General features: G+C 66.1%; 16 protein-coding genes. 15 read left to right on the top strand and 1 reads right to left on the bottom strand.

The genetic code is table 11. From position 1 onward, the window contains the following. Positions 1-100: 100 nt before the first annotated feature. The 9 genes from NR187_RS09025 (at position 101) to NR187_RS08985 (ending at position 9,521) form a co-directional block, all read left to right on the top strand. Positions 101-766, top strand: a complete 666-nt coding sequence (locus NR187_RS09025) for an HAD family hydrolase (protein ID WP_256806302.1) — start codon at positions 101-103, stop codon at positions 764-766. Between the two features lie 8 nt (positions 767-774). Beyond that, complete coding sequence (locus NR187_RS09020) at positions 775-1,725, top strand: sugar-binding transcriptional regulator (protein ID WP_256806301.1); 951 nt, start codon at positions 775-777, stop codon at positions 1,723-1,725. A gap of 246 nt (positions 1,726-1,971) precedes the next feature. After that, on the top strand, positions 1,972-3,282 hold the full coding sequence (locus NR187_RS09015) for a sugar ABC transporter substrate-binding protein (protein ID WP_211383035.1): 1,311 nt from the start codon (positions 1,972-1,974) through the stop codon (positions 3,280-3,282). Between the two features lie 86 nt (positions 3,283-3,368). Continuing rightward, positions 3,369-4,241, top strand: a complete 873-nt coding sequence (locus tag NR187_RS09010) for a carbohydrate ABC transporter permease (protein WP_211383036.1) — start codon at positions 3,369-3,371, stop codon at positions 4,239-4,241. A 3-nt stretch (positions 4,242-4,244) separates the two neighbouring features. Beyond that, positions 4,245-5,075 carry a carbohydrate ABC transporter permease gene (locus NR187_RS09005; RefSeq protein WP_211383037.1) on the top strand — a complete coding sequence of 277 codons (831 nt, stop codon included), beginning with the start codon at positions 4,245-4,247 and terminating at the stop codon, positions 5,073-5,075. Positions 5,076-5,086: 11 nt separating this feature from the next. Further along, positions 5,087-6,094: an ABC transporter ATP-binding protein gene (locus NR187_RS09000; protein ID WP_256806300.1), complete on the top strand. Its 1,008-nt coding sequence runs from the start codon at positions 5,087-5,089 to the stop codon at positions 6,092-6,094. 31 nt (positions 6,095-6,125) lie between these two features. Beyond that, on the top strand, positions 6,126-6,899 hold the full coding sequence (locus tag NR187_RS08995; protein ID WP_211383039.1) for an SDR family NAD(P)-dependent oxidoreductase: 774 nt from the start codon (positions 6,126-6,128) through the stop codon (positions 6,897-6,899). Positions 6,900-6,936: 37 nt separating this feature from the next. Next, positions 6,937-8,583 carry an FGGY-family carbohydrate kinase gene (locus NR187_RS08990; RefSeq protein WP_256806299.1) on the top strand — a complete coding sequence of 549 codons (1,647 nt, stop codon included), beginning with the start codon at positions 6,937-6,939 and terminating at the stop codon, positions 8,581-8,583. 5 nt (positions 8,584-8,588) lie between these two features. Then, on the top strand, positions 8,589-9,521 hold the full coding sequence (locus tag NR187_RS08985; protein WP_256806298.1) for a carbohydrate kinase: 933 nt from the start codon (positions 8,589-8,591) through the stop codon (positions 9,519-9,521). A 9-nt stretch (positions 9,522-9,530) separates the two neighbouring features. Here the strand turns inward: NR187_RS08985 and NR187_RS08980 are convergent, their stop codons facing one another. Next, complete coding sequence (locus NR187_RS08980; RefSeq protein ID WP_256806297.1) at positions 9,531-10,418, bottom strand: LysR family transcriptional regulator; 888 nt, start codon at positions 10,416-10,418, stop codon at positions 9,531-9,533. A gap of 123 nt (positions 10,419-10,541) precedes the next feature. Between NR187_RS08980 and NR187_RS08975 the strand changes: the two genes are divergently transcribed. The 6 genes from NR187_RS08975 to NR187_RS08950 all read left to right on the top strand — a co-directional run bounded on the left by NR187_RS08975 (position 10,542) and on the right by NR187_RS08950 (position 17,453). Then, positions 10,542-11,963 (top strand): amidase, encoded by a 1,422-nt coding sequence (locus tag NR187_RS08975; protein WP_211383043.1) that lies wholly within the window; start codon positions 10,542-10,544, stop codon positions 11,961-11,963. An 84-nt stretch (positions 11,964-12,047) separates the two neighbouring features. Then, the gene (locus tag NR187_RS08970) at positions 12,048-12,998 is read left to right on the top strand and encodes an ABC transporter permease (protein ID WP_256806296.1); all 951 of its coding nucleotides are present in this window, start codon (positions 12,048-12,050) and stop codon (positions 12,996-12,998) included. Beyond that, complete coding sequence (locus NR187_RS08965; protein WP_256806295.1) at positions 12,995-13,888, top strand: ABC transporter permease; 894 nt, start codon at positions 12,995-12,997, stop codon at positions 13,886-13,888. Before NR187_RS08970 ends, NR187_RS08965 begins: the two co-directional genes overlap by 4 nt. Before the next feature lie 2 nt (positions 13,889-13,890). Continuing rightward, a complete protein-coding gene (locus NR187_RS08960) occupies positions 13,891-14,904 on the top strand; it encodes an ABC transporter ATP-binding protein (RefSeq protein ID WP_256806294.1) in 1,014 nt (337 codons plus the stop codon). Then, positions 14,901-15,905: an ABC transporter ATP-binding protein gene (locus tag NR187_RS08955; RefSeq protein ID WP_256806293.1), complete on the top strand. Its 1,005-nt coding sequence runs from the start codon at positions 14,901-14,903 to the stop codon at positions 15,903-15,905. The genes NR187_RS08960 and NR187_RS08955 overlap by 4 nt, the downstream gene beginning before the upstream one ends. A gap of 54 nt (positions 15,906-15,959) precedes the next feature. Next, the gene (locus NR187_RS08950) at positions 15,960-17,453 is read left to right on the top strand and encodes an ABC transporter substrate-binding protein (protein WP_211383048.1); all 1,494 of its coding nucleotides are present in this window, start codon (positions 15,960-15,962) and stop codon (positions 17,451-17,453) included. Positions 17,454-17,658 lie beyond the last annotated feature (205 nt).

Here is a 17,658-nt window from a genome sequence, read left to right as displayed (position 1 = left end):
GATCTGCCGGCAGGTTGCTCATTGAACCGAAGGTAAAATCGCCGCGCTCGGTTCCAGCCGAACTATTGCTCAGAGATTGGGTATATGATCGAATGGCGGGATGGACCAAATCCGGCCAGAGCCCGACCTCGTCGTCTTCGATTGCGACGGCGTGCTCGTCGACAGCGAACTGTTGAGCTGCCAGTGCCTGTCCGACGAGCTGTCCGCATTCGGGATATCGCTGACGCTTGCGCAGGCGCTCGAGCTGTTTCTCGGGCGGAGCACGAGCGCGGTCACGCAGCATTATCGCGAACTCGGCCACGTGCTGCCGGTCGATTTCCCCCTCCGGCTGAAATCGCGCGTGCTGGCCGCCTTCGAGCAGGCGCTCCATCCGGTTCCGGACGTCGAAATCGTCCTGTCCGGCCTGCGCGTGCCCTATTGCGTGGCCTCGTCGAGTGATCTCGACCGCGTCGCGCTGTCGCTGAAGGTGACCGGCCTTGCGCCATCTTTCGGCCAACGGATCTACACGGCGCAAATGGTCAGGCACGGCAAGCCGGCCCCGGACCTGTTTCTCCATGCGGCGGCGAAGATGGATGTGCAACCTGCGCGCACGCTGGTGATCGAGGACAGCGTCAGCGGAGTGCAGGCGGCGAAGGCGGCCGGCATGATCGTCTGGGGATTTGTCGGCGGCAGCCATTATCGCGGACGCGACGGACAGGCTATATTGTCCGGCGCCGGGGCCGATCGGGTCTTCGCGCGCATGAGCGATTTCTGGAAGGACGCCTGACGCCCGCCATGGCCGCCGAGAACGAAAAATCCAGGCTCGACGATGCCGCGCGCGCCGGCTGGCTCTATTTCATTGCCGGCCACACCCAGGACGAGATCGCAAAGATGCTCCAGGTCTCGCGCGCTTCGGCGCAGCGGCTGGTGTCGCTGTGCCTTGCCGAACGTCTGATCACCTTTCGGCTCGAACACCCTATCGCCGCCTGCATGGAATTGGCCGCGCGGCTGAAGGAGCGTTTTGACCTTGCCCATTGCGAGGTGGTGCCGGCCGATCCTGCTGCGCCGCAGGCCACCGCGGGAATTGCCGAACGTTGCGCCAATCTGCTGGACGCGACGCTGCGGTCGGAGACGCCCGTCATCGTCGCACTCGGCACGGGGCGCGCGGTGCGCGCCGCGGTCGAGCGCGTCACGCCGATCGACCGGCCCAATCACCAGATCGTCTCGCTGGTCGGCAATATCTCCGCTGACGGTTCTGCGAGCTTCTACGACACCGTCGGCCGGCTCGCCGACCGCACCGGTGCGCGCCACTATCCGATGCCGCTGCCGTTCCTGATGTCCTCGGAGGACGAGCGCAACAAGATGGTCAGGATCGAGCCGATCGCGAAGGTGAAGGCGGTTGCGGCCAAGGCCGATCTGCGCCTCGTCGGCATCGGGCAAATGGACCAGAAGGCGCAGGTCCATGTCGACGGCTTCGTCACCCGCGACGAATTGTTCGAGATGATGCGCCAGGGGGCCATCGGCGAGATCACCGGCTGGGCCTATGATTCCAAGGGCCGCGTGCTCAAGGGCGGCACCAACAAGCGCCTCACCAGCATTTCGCCGGAAGTGCCGGCGAGGACCACGACGATCGGGGCCGCCGTCGGCGCGGCCAAGGTGCCGGCGATCGCGGCGGCGCTGAATGGACGCCTGATCAACGGCCTGATCACCGACGAGGCGACGGCAAGGGCGATTCTGGAGCGGTAGGGCCGTTCGCCGTAGCCGCATCGGGACTGCGCTCCCTCTCCCGCAAGCGGGAGAGGTGGAGCAAGCCGCGGGCGCTTGCCCGGACAACTGCCACCACACTCGCAGTACGCGACATCCTTCCCGCATCGCAGCACTCAGAAGTTGCCAAAACGCCCGCGCGACTGCTTGACAATCTTCCGTCCGTGAGTTGAACATACGCCCAACGCTTGGGCATATGCTCAAAACGCGAGTTTGAGGGAGGTCACCGTGAAACACGTCCTCGGCGCCGTCGGCGCGTCTTGCCTGTTGCTGGCCGTCCCCGCGATGGCCGAAACCACCCTGACCATCGCCACCGTGAACAACGGCGACATGATCCGCATGCAGGGGCTGACGGCTGAATTCACCAAGAAGAATCCCGATATCACCGTCAAATGGGTGACTCTCGAGGAGAACGTGCTGCGCCAGCGCGTCACCACCGACATTGCCACCAAGGGCGGCCAGTTCGACGTTCTGACCATCGGCACCTATGAGGTGCCGATCTGGGCCAAGAAGGGCTGGCTGGTGCCGCTCGCCAATCTCGGCGCGGATTACGACGTCGCCGACCTGCTGCCGAAGATCAAGGACGCGGTCTCCGTCGACGGCAAGCTCTACGCCGCGCCATTCTACGGCGAGAGCTCGATGGTGATGTATCGCACCGATTTGTTCGAGAAGGCCGGCCTGAAGATGCCGGAAAAGCCGACCTGGGATTTCGTCGTCGACGCGGCCAAGAAGCTCACGGACAAGAGCGCCGGCACCTACGGCATCTGCCTGCGCGGCAAGGCCGGCTGGGGCGAGAACATGGCGTTCCTCTCGGCCATGGCCAATTCCTACGGCGCGCGCTGGTTCGACGAGAAATGGCAGCCGCAGTTCAATACGCCGGAATGGAAGACGACGCTCACGACTTACGTCAATCTCATGAAGGACGCCGGCCCTCCCGGTGCAAGCTCGAACGGCTTCAACGAGAACCTCGCGCTGTTCAACGCCGGCAAATGCGCGATGTGGATCGATGCGACGGTTGCGGCGTCCTTCGTCACCAATCCGAAGGATTCCAAGGTCGCCGACAAGGTCGGCTTTGCGCTGGCGCCCAACACCGGGCTTGGAAAGAACGCCAACTGGCTGTGGGCCTGGAATCTGGCGATTCCCGCTGGCTCCAAGAAGGCGGATGCGGCCGAGAAGTTCATCGCCTGGGCAACGAGCAAGGACTACACCAAGCTCGTGGCCTCGAAGGACGGATGGGCCAACGTGCCGCCGGGCACGCGGACCTCGCTCTACCAAAATCCTGAGTATCTGAAGGTTGCGCCGTTCGCGAAGCTGACGCTGGCCTCGATCGACGCGGCCGACCCCAACAAGCCCACCGTCAAGCCCGTGCCCTATGTGGGCGTGCAGTACGCCGCGATCCCCGAGTTCCAGGGCATCGGCACGCAGGTCGGCCAGCAATTCTCCGCCGCGCTCGCGGGATCGATGACGGTCGATGCCGCGCTCGCCGCCGCGCAATCCGCGACCGAGCGCGAGATGAAGCGGGCCGGTTACATCAAGTGAGCCCGAGTTCTCCCTGAGCTCAAACTTGCGGCCATCCACCGCTTCGATGGATGGCCGCCTTCTTCCCGCAGGCGGAGAAGTTAGGAATGGCAACCCGGCAAACGCAGATTCTTGCGCGCTCGCTCCTGATGCCGGCGGTCGGGCTGCTCTTCATCTGGATGATCGTCCCGCTCGCGCTGACGATCTATTTCTCGACGTTGCACTACAGCCTGCTCGACCCCGGCTCCGAAGAGTTCGTCGGCCTGGAGAATTTCCGTTACTTCCTGACCGATCCCGCCTTCCTCGCCTCGCTCCAGAACACGCTGGTGCTGGTCGGCTCGGTGCTGGCGCTGACGATCCTGCTCGGCATTCCCCTGGCGCTGCTGATGGACCAGCCCGTGATCGGACGCAATTTCGTGCGGCTGATGGTGATCGCGCCGTTCTTCGTGATGCCGACGGTGAGCGCGCTGGTCTGGAAGAACCTGTTGATGCACCCCGTGTCCGGCCTGTTCGCCTGGCTCGCCAAGCTGGTCGGGTTGACGCCGATCGACTGGTTCACCGACGCGCCGCTGCTCGCGGTGATCCTGATCGTGGCCTGGCAATGGCTGCCGTTCGCGACGCTGATCCTGCTGACCGCGCTGCAATCGCTCGACGAGGAACAGAAGGAAGCCGCCGAGATGGACGGCGCCAGTGCGGTGTCGACCTTCATCTACATCACGCTGCCGCATCTGGCGCGTCCCATCACGGTGGTGATCCTGATCGAGACCATCTTCCTGCTGACGGTGTTCGCCGAGATCTTCGTGACGACCGGGGGAGGGCCGGGCCTTCAGACCACCAACATCGCTTTCCTGATCTATTCGCAGGCGCTGATCCAGTTCGACGTCGGCAGCGCGTCCGCGGGCGGCCTCGTCGCGGTGGTGATCGCCAACATCGTCGCCTTCTTCCTCGTCCGCATCGTCGGCCGCAATCTGGAGGCCTGAAGCATGGCGCGAATGGCGACGACGCGGCGGGTGGTGATATCGACGATCGGGGCGTGGTTCTTCGGCTTCCTGATCTTCTTCCCGATCCTCTGGATGGTGCTGACGAGCTTCAAGACCGAGCTCGAGGCCTTCGCCATTCCGCCGTCCTTCCTGTTCTTCCACTGGACCACGGAAAACTACGTCACCGTGCAGGAGCGCAGCGACTATTTTCACCACGCGCTGAACTCGGTCATCATCGCCGGTGGCTCGACGCTGATTGCGCTCCTGATCGCGATCCCGGCGGCCTGGTCGATGGCGTTCTCGCCGACCAAGCGCACCAAGGACATCCTGCTCTGGATGCTCTCGACCAAGATGATGCCGCCGGTCGGCGTGCTGGTGCCGATCTACCTGATCTACAAGAGTTTCGGCCTGCTCGACTCCCGCATCGGCCTCGTCTTCATCCTCTGCCTCGGCAATCTGCCGATCGTGATCTGGATGTTGTTCACCTATTTCAAGGAGATTCCGCGCGACATCCTCGAAGCCGCGCGCATGGACGGCGCCACCATCGGCCGCGAGCTCGTCTACGTGCTGACGCCGATGGCGATCCCGGGCCTCGCCTCGACCATGCTGCTTAATCTGATTCTCGCCTGGAACGAGGCGTTCTGGACGCTCAATCTGTCGACCTCGAATGCCGCGCCGCTCACGACGTTCATCGCCTCCTATTCGAGCCCGGAAGGGCTGTTCTGGGCAAAGCTGTCGGCGGCCTCGACGCTGGCGATTGCGCCCATTCTCGTCCTCGGTTGGTTCAGCCAGAAGCAGCTCGTGCGCGGGCTCACCTTTGGCGCGGTGAAGTAGAAGGGGCTGCGATGGGTCAGATCACACTTCAGGACGTGCAGAAATCCTTCGGCCCCGTGCACATCATCAAGGGCGCCGATCTGGAGATCGCCGACGGCTCCTTCGTGGTGTTCGTGGGCCCCTCGGGCTGCGGCAAGACCACGCTGCTGCGGCTGATCGCCGGGCTCGAGGACGTCTCGGGCGGCAAGATCCTGATCGACGGCAAGAACGTCGTCGACACGCCGCCCGCCAAGCGCGGGCTGTCGATGGTGTTCCAGTCCTACGCGCTCTATCCGCACATGAGCGTGCGCGGCAATATCGGCTTCGGCCTGAAGATGGCGGGGCTTTCCAAGGACGAAACCAACCGCAAGGTCGAGGCGGCCGCTGCGACGCTGAATCTCACGCCCTATCTCGACCGCAAGCCGCGCGAGCTGTCCGGCGGCCAGCGCCAGCGCGTCGCGATCGGCCGGGCCATCGTCCGCGAGCCCAAGGCGTTCCTGTTCGACGAGCCGCTCTCCAACCTCGACGCGGCGCTGCGCGTGCAGATGCGGATCGAGGTGACGCGGCTCCAGAAGCAGCTCGGCACCACCGCGATCTACGTCACCCACGATCAGGTCGAGGCCATGACGATGGCCGACAAGATCGTGGTGCTCAACGGCGGCAAGATCGAGCAATACGGCTCGCCGCTGGAACTCTACGATAAGCCCGCCAATCTGTTCGTCGCCGGCTTCATCGGCTCGCCCAAGATGAACTTCGTCACCGGCGAGCACGCCTTGCAGAAGGGCGCGGCGACGATCGGCGTACGGCCGGAGCATCTCAAGATCGAGCGCGACGGGGCGGGGGGATGGCAGGGCACGATCGCGGTCGCCGAGCATCTCGGCAGCGACACGTTCCTTTATGTCGATGCCGGTCCGTTCGGAATGCTGACGGCGCGCTATATCGGCGAATTGAGCCTGCATGCCGGCGACCGCGTGTCGCTGGTGCCGGACCCAGCGCGCATTCACCGCTTCGATGCGGGCGGAAACGCCATTCGGGGCTGACAAGAAACGGCAAGAAAACGGAAAGACCAAAATGTATCTGGAAAAATTCAGGCTGGACGGCAAGACCGCGTTCATCACCGGCGGCGGGCAGGGCATCGGCCTTGGCTGCGCGGAAGCGCTGGCCGAAGCCGGCGCGAGGGTCGTGATCGGCGACCGCGACAGCAAGGTCGCCGACAGCGCAAAGGCCGAGCTGAAAGCGAAAGGCTACGACATCGAGACGGCGACCATGGACGTGACCGACACCAGGCGCGTCGCCGAAGTTGCCAACGACCTCGTCGCCCGCCACGGCAAGGTCGACATCCTCGTCAACAATGCCGGCATCGCCCGCAGCGAGACGCCGGCGGAGACCGTCACCGACGAGCACTGGCTCAACGTCATCGACGTCAATCTGAACGGCACTTTCTGGTGCTGCCGCGAATTCGGCAAGCATATGCTCAAGGCCAGGAGCGGCGCCATCGTCAATGTCGGCTCGATGTCCGGCTTCATCGTCAACAAGCCGCAGGAGCAGTGTTTCTACAACGCCTCCAAGGCCGCCGTGCACCATCTGACCAAGTCACTTGCGGCCGAATGGGGCGCACGCGGCATCCGCGTCAATGCGGTGGCGCCGACCTATATCGAGACGCCGCTCAACGCCTTCGTGAAGAGCAATCCGAAAATGTACGACGCCTGGATCGGAGGAACCCCGATGGCGCGATTGGGGCAGGTCGAGGAGATCGCCTCCGTCGTCCTGTTCCTCTCGTCCGAGGCCGCGAGCCTGATGACCGGCAGTATCGTGCTGGTGGATGGCGGCTATACTTGCTGGTAGGCTTGCGTCAAAACTGACGAAGCGACCGGGAGCGACAATGCCGCGAGCGTATATCGGCGTCGACGTGGGGACCACGAGCACGCGGGCTGGGGTGTTTGACGAGGCCGGCACCCTGCTGGCGACTGCGCGGCATCCGATCCGGATCTGGCACGAGGCGGGCGACGTCGTCGAACAATCGTCCCAGGACATCTGGGATGCCTGCACGACCTCGGTGCGCGCCGCGATGGCGGAGGCTGCAATCGCGCCCGACAGCGTCGGCGGCATCGGCTTCGATGCCACCTGTTCTCTCGTGGTGCTTGACCGGCAGGGCGAGCCGCTCACCGTCAGCGCCTCCGGCGAAGCGCAACGCAACGTCATCGTCTGGATGGATCACCGCGCCACGGCCGAGGCCCGGCTGATCAACGAGACCGGGGACCCGGTGCTGCGCTATGTCGGCGGCTCGATTTCACCCGAGATGGAGATGCCGAAACTGCTGTGGCTGAAGCGGCGCATGCGCGCGAGCTTCGACGCGGCCGGCCACTTCTTCGACCTGGCGGATTTCCTGACCTGGCGCGCAACCGGCTCGCTCCAGCGCTCCACCTGCACTGTCACCTGCAAGTGGAACTATCTGGCGCATGACGGCGGCGGTTGGAGCGCGCCGTTCTTCAAGCGCATCGGTCTCGCCGACTTCGTCGCGGAAAATTACGGGCGTATCGGCACCGAGATCGTCGCCCCCGGCACGCGGCTCGGCGCGGGACTCACGCGCGCGGCGGCGGCCGAGCTTGGCCTGTCGCCCGGCACGCCGGTCGGCGCATCGCTGATCGATGCGCATGCCGGCGGTATCGGCGCGATCGGAGGCCGCGACGGATCGGACGGCGCAACGGAGGTCTGCGACCGTCTCGCCTACATCATGGGAACGTCGGCCTGCATCATGGCGACGACCAGGGAGCCGTGTTTCGTGCCCGGCGTGTGGGGTCCTTATTATTCCGGCATGGTGCCGGACTTCTGGCTCAACGAGGGCGGGCAGTCGGCCGCCGGCGCGGCGATCGACCATCTTCTCAAATCGCATCCCGGGCACGTCGAGGCGAGCGCGGCGGCGCGCAGCGAAGGCCTCGACCTCATCGATTTCCTCGAGCGCCGCATCATCGCGCGCGCAGGTGATGCCAGTCGCGCCGCGCTGCTCGCCCGCGACGTCCATGTGCTCCCTGAGTTCATCGGCAATCGGTCGCCCTACGCCGATCCCGACACGCGCGCGGTGATCGCGGGCCTCGATCTCGACACCGATATCGCCTCGATGGAACGCCTGTTCGTGGCCGGCCTCTGCGGACTTGCCTATGGTCTGGCCGAGGTGATCGAGGCCTTCGCCGCGCACGGCGTCTATTCCAGCATCATGATCATGGGCGGCGGCGCGAGCCGCAGCCCGCTGGTGCGGCAGATCATGGCCGATACGACCGGTCTCACCGTCGCGCTGCCGCAGACGAAAGAGCCGGTGCTGCTGGGCGCCGCGATGCTCGGGGCGGTGGCCGGCGGCGCCTATGCCTCGATCGGCGAGACCATGGCAAAGATGTCGGCGCTGGGCCGGAAAAGCGAGCCGACCGTGCCCGAGATGGCCGTGTTTCACACGCGCAAGCGCGAGGTCTACAAGCTGCTGCGCGAGGTCGATCGCGGCAGCCGCGCCGCGATGCGCGACATCGCGAGAGGTTGAGACGGATGTTGATTTCCTGCGGCGATGCGCTGATCGATTTCGTCCCGACGCGAAATGCCGACGGGCGCGAAGCGGTGATGCCGGCCGTCGGCGGCTCCTGCCTCAACGTCGCGATCGGCATGGCGCGGCTGGGCGCGCCCACCGGTTTCGTCGGCGGCATCTCGACCGACATGTTCGGGCGCATGATCGCCGATCATGCAACCGCGTCGAACGTCGAACTCGCTCTCGCCACCCGCAGCGATCACCAGACCACGCTGGCCTTCGTCCGCATTGTCGCGGGCGAGTCGCATTATGCCTTCTACGATGCCGAGACCGCGACGCGGAACTGGACCTATCGGCGCGGGTCGGTTCCGTTTGCGAACGTCGAAGCCCTTCATGTCGGCTCGACCACGCTGGTCAATGATCAGGGCGCGGCCGAAACGAAAGCGCTGATCGCGGACGCGCGGATGTCGTCGACCATCTCGTTCGATCCGAATTGCCGCCCCAACCTCGTCAAGGACAAGCCGGCCTATCTCGCGCGCATGGCGGAGTTCGCGAGCACCGCCGATCTCATCAAGATGTCGGACGTCGATTTTTCCTATCTCTTCGGCGACGAGCGGTATCACGAGCGCGCGAGCGCGCTGCTCGGGCAGGGCACGAGCCTCGTCGTGATCACCCGTGGCAGCAACGGTGCGATCGCATGGCACGCGGGGGCAGGGCAGATCGAGGTCGCCGCGCCCAGGATCGATGTCGCCGACACCATCGGCGCCGGCGACAGTTTCCAGGCGGCGCTGCTGTTCGCCCTGCACAAGCAGACACGCCTCGCCCGGCAGCGGTTGAAGGACATCGGCGCGGACGAGCTCCGCCGCGCGCTGTCCTTTGCCGCCAATTGCGCCGGGCTCACCTGCACGCGCCCAGGTGCCGATCCGCCCTGGAGCCATGAGATGGGCTGGAGCTGACGGCGCGCATCACAGCCGCGCCACGACCCTCTCGGCGCATTTGAGGAAGGTGCGGATCAGCGGGCTGTGAGTGTCCCGGCGCCAGCAGACGGCGATGTCGATGGAGTCGGTCGCATCCCGCAGCGCCCGGAACACGATGCCGCGCGGGGCCCCGAGCTGCGCACAGGCGGGCACGATCGCGAGACCTTCACCGGCGAGAACGAGGCTCATCGCCGAGTGCACCGTCTCGACCCGGCTTGCGACCGGCATCACGACCTGGTGCCGCCGCAGCAAGGCCGCGACCGCGGACGAGGCGGGGTCTTGCTCCGGCGGCGGCAGTGCAATCAGGGGGCGGCCCTGCAATTTCGCCATCGGCACTGCGCCGAGGCGCGCGAGCGGTGAGCGGATCGGCATGGCGAGCATGAACGGTTGCGCGCCAATCCGCGCCACCTGGATCTCGGGATGATGGATCGCCGGCATGCACAGCGCGACCGTGACGCTGCGATCGAGCAGCCGTGCCTCGCGCGTCGAGGCGCTGAGCTCGGCGAACTCGAGGTCGACACCGGGAATGGACCGCCGCAGCTCCGGGATCAGGCGCGGCAGCATCGCATTCGCCAGCACGAACATGTATCCGACCGAGATTTGCCCGCGGCGCCCGGCTGCGACCGCGCGGGCGGCTTCGACGCCGTCGGCCGCCAGCGCCAGCGCCTCGCCGGCGCGCACCAGCAGGGCCTGGCCCGCCGCGGTCAGGTCCATGCCGCGCGTGCCGCGGCGGAACAACGGCGCGCCGATTTCGGCCTCCAGCTTGCGGATCTGCACCGACAGCGGAGGCTGCGCCATGCGCAGCCGCTCGGCGGCCTTGCCGACGCTGCGCGCCTCGGCGACGGCGACGAAATAGCGGAGCCGGCGAAGATCCATTGGCATACCGAAAACGTATGGGTTGACCATCAAAATCGTATTGGACGGCGAGTTAACAAAACTGTCATTCTCGCTGTCAATGGTATCGGCCAACGGCGGCCGGCTTCGGAGCGTGATGAGACGATGAACGGCGATCCCTGCCTGCTGTCCGCAACCGAACTGCGCGGCCTCATTGCCGAAAAGCGGATTTCCCCCGTCGAGCTCACCCGTGCCGTGCTTGCCCGCGCCGAGGCGCTGCAGCCCGAATTGAACTGCTTCATCACGCTGTGCGGCGACGAGGCCATGGCGGCCGCGCGCGTGGCGGAGCGCAAGATGATGGCCGGCGAGCCGCTCGGCCTGCTGCACGGCATCCCCGTCACCGTCAAGGATATCGTCAACACCAGGGGCGTGAAGACCACCTTCGGCGCCGTGCCCTACAAGGATAACGTGCCGGCCGAGGACGCGGTGGCAGTCGCGCGGCTGCGCAGCGAGGGCGCGATCCTGATCGGCAAGACCACGACGCCGGAATTCGGCAGCAAATGCCTGACCGACTCGCCGCTGTTCGGCCGCACCCGCAATGCGTGGAGCGCGGAGCGTTCCTCCGGCGGCTCCAGCGGCGGCGCGGCGGTGGCAGTGGCCAGCGGCATCGCGCCGCTCGCGATCGCGACCGACGGCGGCGGCTCGACGCGAATTCCCGCCGCCTGCAACGGCGTCGTGGGCTTGAAGCAGAGCAATGGCGTGATCGCGCACAGCCAGGCGCTGGATGCGTTCGGCAACCAGACCTATGTCACGCCGATGACGCGCGATGTCGCCGACACCGCGCTGATGATGCAGGCGATGGCCGGGGAGGACGCTTGCGATCCCTGGTCGATCGGCATGCCCGTGCCCGATTTCATCGGCACCGCTATTCCGCGCGGCGATCTGCGCGGGCAGAAAATCCTGTTCTGCCTGTCGCCGCCGGGACGCCCCGTGTCTGCGGACGTCGCCACGGCATTCAAAGAGAGCCTCGATCGGCTCGCGAGCCTTGGCGCCGAGCTCGAGGAATTCTCCGGCGACGGCTTCGACATCGAGCCGATCTGGCGCGCCATCAATCACACGGTCTGGCGGACGCGCTTTGCCAGGCTCGCGGACGAGCACGGGGAGGCGCTGAGCGAGGCCTTCCTCAAACAGCTCGCGCTCGCCACCGACGTCAGCGGCGTCGCCTATCAGGAGGCGATGTTCGCGCGCACCGCGCTGTTCCGCCGGGTGCAATCCCTGCTTGCGCGCGGACACCTTTTGGCGATGCCGACGCTCACCCGCACCGCGCTGCCGATCGAGCAGGACCTGTTCGGCACCATCGAGATCGACGGCAAGCACTTCGACAGTGTCCGGCCGCATTGGTTCCCCTGGACCATGCCGTTCAACATGACCGGACACCCCGCGATCAGTCTGCCCTGCGGCTTCGGCCGCGACGGCCTGCCGATCGCCCTGCAACTGGTCGGGCGTTTCCGCGCCGATGCTGAATTGCTGCGCGTGAGCGCGCTGTTCGAGGCTTCGCAGGACCTTCTGTCACGTTGGCCCGGCTGAGGTGAGGCAGATGCCGCAAAGCACTTGCCTCCGGCGCCCGGACATGTTGATCGTGCCGCGGGTGAGCCCTGAAGCCGAGCGCGCATGAGCGTATTTGTCCTCCGACGTCTGTTGACCTTGCTGGCGACGCTGGTCGGCGCATCCGTGATCATTTTCCTGGTGCTGGATGCGCTTCCCGGCAACGCCGCGCAGATGCTGATGGGCGCCGATGCCTCGGCCGACGCGGTGCGCGCGCTCACCGTCAAGCTCGGGCTCGACCAGCCGCTGGCAGTTCGCTATCTGCAATGGATCAAGGGCCTGCTGGTCGGCGATCTCGGCAACTCCTATGTCTACGGCACGCCGGTCGCCGCCCTGATCGCGGAGCGGCTGGTGCTGACCATTCCGCTCGCGATCATGTCGATGCTGATCACGGTGACGCTGGCGCTCTCGGCCGGCATCTACACCGCCGCCAACCACAACAAGCTCGGCGACGTCGGCGTGATGTCGCTGACGCAGGTGGGGATCGCGCTGCCGAATTTCTGGTTCGCGATCCTGCTGGTGCTCTTGTTCTCGGTGCGGCTGCAATGGCTCTCGGCGGGCGGCTTTGCCGGCTGGGAGGACGGCATCTGGCTCGGGATCAAGTCGCTGCTCCTGCCGGCGGTCTCGCTCGCGGTGGTGCAGGCCGCGATCCTCGCGCGGGTCACGCGCTCGGCGGTGCTGGAGGTGCTGCGCGAGGACTTCGTCCGCACCGCGCGCGCGAAGGGGCTCGGCAAGCGCGAGGTGCTGTGGAGCCATGTGCTGCGCAACGCCATGATTCCCGTGATGACGGTGATGGGGCTGCAATTCGCCAATCTGCTCGCCGGCACCATCGTGATCGAGAACGTGTTCTATCTTCCGGGCCTCGGCCGCCTGATCTTCCAGTCGATCGCCAACCGCGACCTGATCGTGGTGCGCAACTGCGTGATGCTGCTGGCGACCATGGTCGTCATCGTCAATTTTGTGGTCGACGTGCTCTATGCTTTCATCGATCCCCGCATCAAGGTCCACGATCTGTGAGCGCGCCGCTGACCACTCTGGTTGACGCGCCGATCGCAACGCGTCCTTTGCCGGCCCGGACGTTCTGGCGCCGTGCGCTGCGCCACCGCAGCTTCGTGCTCGGCGGCGCGCTGAGTCTCCTGGTGCTCGCCGCGGCGCTGCTGTCGCTGGTGTGGACGCCCTGGTCACCGTACGAGATCGACATCGCCTCGAAACTCCGGCCGCCCTCGGCGGCGCACTGGCTCGGCACCGACGCTTTCGGCCGCGATATCGTCTCGCTGCTGCTCGCCGGCGCCCGTTCCACCATCATGGTCGGCATCATCGCCGTCAGCATCGGTCTCACCTTCGGCGTCTGCCTCGGCCTGGTGGCGTCGGCCAGGCGCGGCTGGACCGAAGAGATCATCATGCGCTTCTCCGATTTCACCTTTGCCTTTCCGGCGGTGCTCTCCGCGATCATGCTCGCCGCGGTCGCAGGACCCGGCATGGTGACGTCGATCGTCGCGATCGGCATCTTCCAGATACCGACGCTGACGCGGCTGACGCGCGGCTCTGCCAACGCGATCTGGGCGCGCGAATTCGTGCTGGCCGCGCGCGCCGCGGGGAAGGGCAAGTTTCGCATCACCATCGAGCATGTGCTGCCCAATATCCTGTCGATCCTGATCGTGCAGGTGACCATCCAGTTCGCGCTGGCAATTCTCGCCGAAGCCGCGTTGTCCTATCTCGGTCTCGGTACGCAGCCGCCGCAGCCGTCCTGGGGGCGGATGCTGAACGATGCGCAGACGCTGCTGTTCCAGTCGCCGATGCTCGCCGTCTATCCGGGCGCGGCGATCGCGGTCGCCGTGCTCGGCCTCAATCTGCTCGGCGACGGACTGCGCGATCTGCTCGATCCACGACTGGCGCGGGAACGATGACGATGGGCGAGCGCTCGACCATGCCGCTGATCGAGGTCGATAACCTCGGTGTGCGCCTCAACACCAGCCGCGGGCCGGCGCAAGCCGTGCGCGGCGTCAGTTTCGCGCTGAAGCGCGGCGAGACGCTCGGGCTCGTCGGCGAATCCGGCTGTGGCAAGTCGGTCACTGCGCTGTCGCTGATGGGACTGCTGCCGGACAGCGCCGTCGTCACTGGCAGCATCAGGCTTGACGGCAGCGAGCTCGCCGGGCTTCCGGATGCGGATTATTGCCGCTTGCGCGGCAACCGCATCAGCATGATCTTCCAGGAGCCGATGACCGCGCTCAATCCGATGCACACGATCGGCCACCAGGTCGCCGAACCGCTGCGGCGTCACAAGAAATACTCGGCGGCCCAGGCGCGCAAGGAGACGATCGCCTTGCTCGACCGCGTCGGGCTGCCCGACCCGGCGAGGCGCGTCGATGCCTATCCGCACCAGTTCTCGGGCGGCCAGCGCCAGCGCGTCACCATCGCGATGGCGCTCGCCTGCGAGCCCGATCTTCTGATCGCGGACGAGCCGACCACCGCGCTCGACGTCACCATCCAGGGCCAGATCCTCGACCTCATCGCCGATCTCGTCGAGGAGCGCGGCATGTCGATGATCCTGATCTCGCACGATCTCGGCGTCATCGCCGAGAACGTGCAGCGCATGATGGTGATGTATGGCGGCGTCGTCGTCGAGAGCGGGCCGACCGATGAGGTGTTCCGGCGGATGGGGCATCCCTACACGCAGGGCCTGTTCCGCGCCCGGCCGAAGCTCGGCGCGCGCAAGGGCACGCGGCTGACGACCATCTCGGGCACGGTGCCGGAACTCGCGGATCTGCCGTCCGGCTGCACCTTCGCCGATCGGTGTCCGCTCGTGATCGAGCCGTGTCGCACCGCGCTGCCGCCGATGGTGGACGTCGGCCCCGGCCACTCCGTGCGCTGCATCCGGACGGACGTCTCCATGGCCGAAAATGTCGGAGCGCTGTCCGCATGAGCACCGCGCCTCTTCTCGACGTGAAGGATCTGGAGCAACGCTACAAGCTGCCGCGCGAGAGCCTGTTCCAGCCGCCCGGACAGGTGCGCGCGCTCAACGGCGTCAGCGTGCGGCTGGCCGCCGGAAAGAGCCTCGGCATCGTCGGCGAGTCCGGCTCGGGCAAGTCCACCTTCGCGCGGGTGGTGATGGCGCTGGAGCGGCCGACATCCGGCCAGGTCGCGCTGCTCGGCCAGGACCTCAACCGCATCTCCGCCGATGAGCTGCGCCGCGCCCGGCGCGATTTCCAGATGGTGTTCCAGGATCCCTACGGCTCGCTCGATCCGCGCCAGACCATCGCCCGCATCGTCGCCGAGCCGCTCACCGTGCTGGACGGCGCCGACCGCACTACGTTCCGGGAACGCGTCGCCGCGGTGCTGCGGCAGGTCGGCTTGCGCGATGCCGACATGGACAAATACCCGCACGAATTCTCCGGCGGCCAGCGCCAGCGCATCGCCATTGCGCGCGCGCTGATCACCCAGCCCAAGCTGATCGTCGCCGACGAGCCGGTCTCCGCGCTCGACGTCTCCGTGCAGGCCCAGGTCCTGAACCTGATGCAGGATCTCCAGGAGCAGTTCGGCCTGAGTTACGTCCTGATCAGCCACGACCTCGCCGTCGTCGACTATCTCTGCGACGAGGTCGCGGTGATGTATCTCGGCCGCATCGTCGAGCAGGGCCGTCCCGAGGACCTGTTCGAGCGCGGCGCCCATCCCTATACGCGGGCGCTGCTCGACGCCGTGCCGCGGGCGCGTCCCGCGGGCGGCCGGCGCCGGCGCGGGGCCCAGGCGATCGCCTCGCAATCGGCGACCGCTGCCGGATGCCCTTACGTCGCGCGCTGCGGGCTCGCCGACCAGCATTGCCGCGAGGTTCTGCCTGAGCTACGCAAGGTCGGGGAAGCCCATCTCGCCGCCTGCCACAAGGCGGAGGCAGTGATGGCGTTGCCGCCAGCGGCCGCGGAGGGTTAGTCTCGGGCGCGGGATTGGCGTAGACTGGGACTAGAGAAGGCAGGGGAGTTACGCATGTTCAGGAAACTATCCATCGTCGCACTCATTGCCGCGTTTGTCGCGGCGCCGCTGCCGGTGCTGGCGCAAAGCAAGAAGGACAGCGTCGTCATGGGCATGACGCTGGAGCCGCCGGGGCTCGATCCCACCAACGCGGCCGCCGCGGCGATCGCCGAAGTCACGCTCTACAACATCTACGAGACCCTGACCAAGATCAACGAGGACGGCTCCACTTCGCCCCTGCTGGCGGAAAGCTGGACCGCTTCGCCTGACCTGAAGACCTACACCTTCAAGCTGCGCAAGGGCGTCAAATTCCACAATGGCGAGCCGTTCGACTCCGCCGCGGTGAAGTTCTCGTTCGAGCGCAATGCGGCGCCGACCAGCACCAACAAGGACAAGAGCCTGTTCCAGAGCTTCGAGTCCGTTGCCGCGCCCGATGCCGATACGGTCGTGATCACCCTGAAGAATTCCGAGCCGAACCTGCCGTTCCTGATGGGACAGGCGAGTGCCTCGATCGTCGAGCCGAAGAGCGCAGCCACCAATATCACGCAGCCGGTCGGAACCGGGCCCTATCAGCTCGGCGCCTGGGCCAAGGGTTCCTCGATCACGCTGACCAAATGGGCGGACTACCGCAACGCATCCGCGATCAAGCTCTCGAAGGTGACGATCCGCTTCATCTCCGATCCGGCCGCCCAGGCTGCGGCGCTGCTGTCGGGAGACGTGGATGCATTTCCGCGCATCGCGACTCGCGTCGTTGCTCAGTTCAAAAGCGACCCGCGCTTCACGGTGCTGATCGGCGGCTCCAAGGCCAAGACCATCGTCGCGATCAATCATCGGAAGAAGCCGCTCGATGACGTCCGCGTTCGCCGCGCCATCCTCGCTGCGATTGACCGCAAGGCATTGATCGACGGCGCGGTCGAGGGGCTCGGCACGCCGATCGGCAGTTTCTACACGCCGGGATCGCTGGGCTATGTCGACACCACCGGCATCAATCCCTACGATCCTGAAAAGGCCAAGAAGCTGCTCACTGAAGCCGGCGTCGCCACGCCGCTCGAATTGTCGCTCAAGCTGCCGCCACCGCCCTATGCGCGGCAGGGCGGCGAGATCGTCGCGGCCCAGCTCGCCAAGGTCGGCATCATCGCCAAGATCGAGAACGTCGAATGGGCGCAGTGGCTGTCGCAGGTGTTCGCCGGCAACGGTCCGCACAATTTCGACCTCACCATCGTCAGCCATGTCGAGCCGTTCGACCTCGTCAAGATCACCGAGCCGGACTATTATCTCGGCTACAACAACGCGGCGTTCAACGCGCTCTACAAGCAGATCGTGTCGACGCCGGACCAAACGGCCCGCGCCAAGCTGCTCGGCGAAGCCCAGCGTATGCTGGCCACCGACGCCGTCTCCGCCTACCTGTTCCAGCCGCAATGGCCCACCGTCATCAACAAGAAGCTGAAGGGCGTCTGGAAGGAAGTCCCGCAGTTCGAGAACGATTTCTCGGCGTGGGCCTGGGAGTAGGGGGCGCGGAAGCACCCTCATCGTTCGAGCGCGCACGGCCCGTTATTGTGCCCTCTCCCCTTGTGGGAGAGGGCAGTTCCGCTCGTCGATGCGGACTCACTTGGGTGAGGGTATGTCTCCGCGTATGACCTCTCTCTCATTCTTGAGCAGCTTTGTCCGCGGATAGAGACCCCTCATCCGGCGCTTCGCGCCACCTTCTCCCACA

It is taken from the genome of Bradyrhizobium sp. Bra64 (assembly GCF_024519875.1).
GTDB classification, from domain to species: domain Bacteria; phylum Pseudomonadota; class Alphaproteobacteria; order Rhizobiales; family Xanthobacteraceae; genus Bradyrhizobium; species Bradyrhizobium japonicum_G.
The sequence above is the reverse complement of the archived record's forward strand: the minus strand, read 5'-3'. Positions and strand labels throughout refer to the sequence as shown.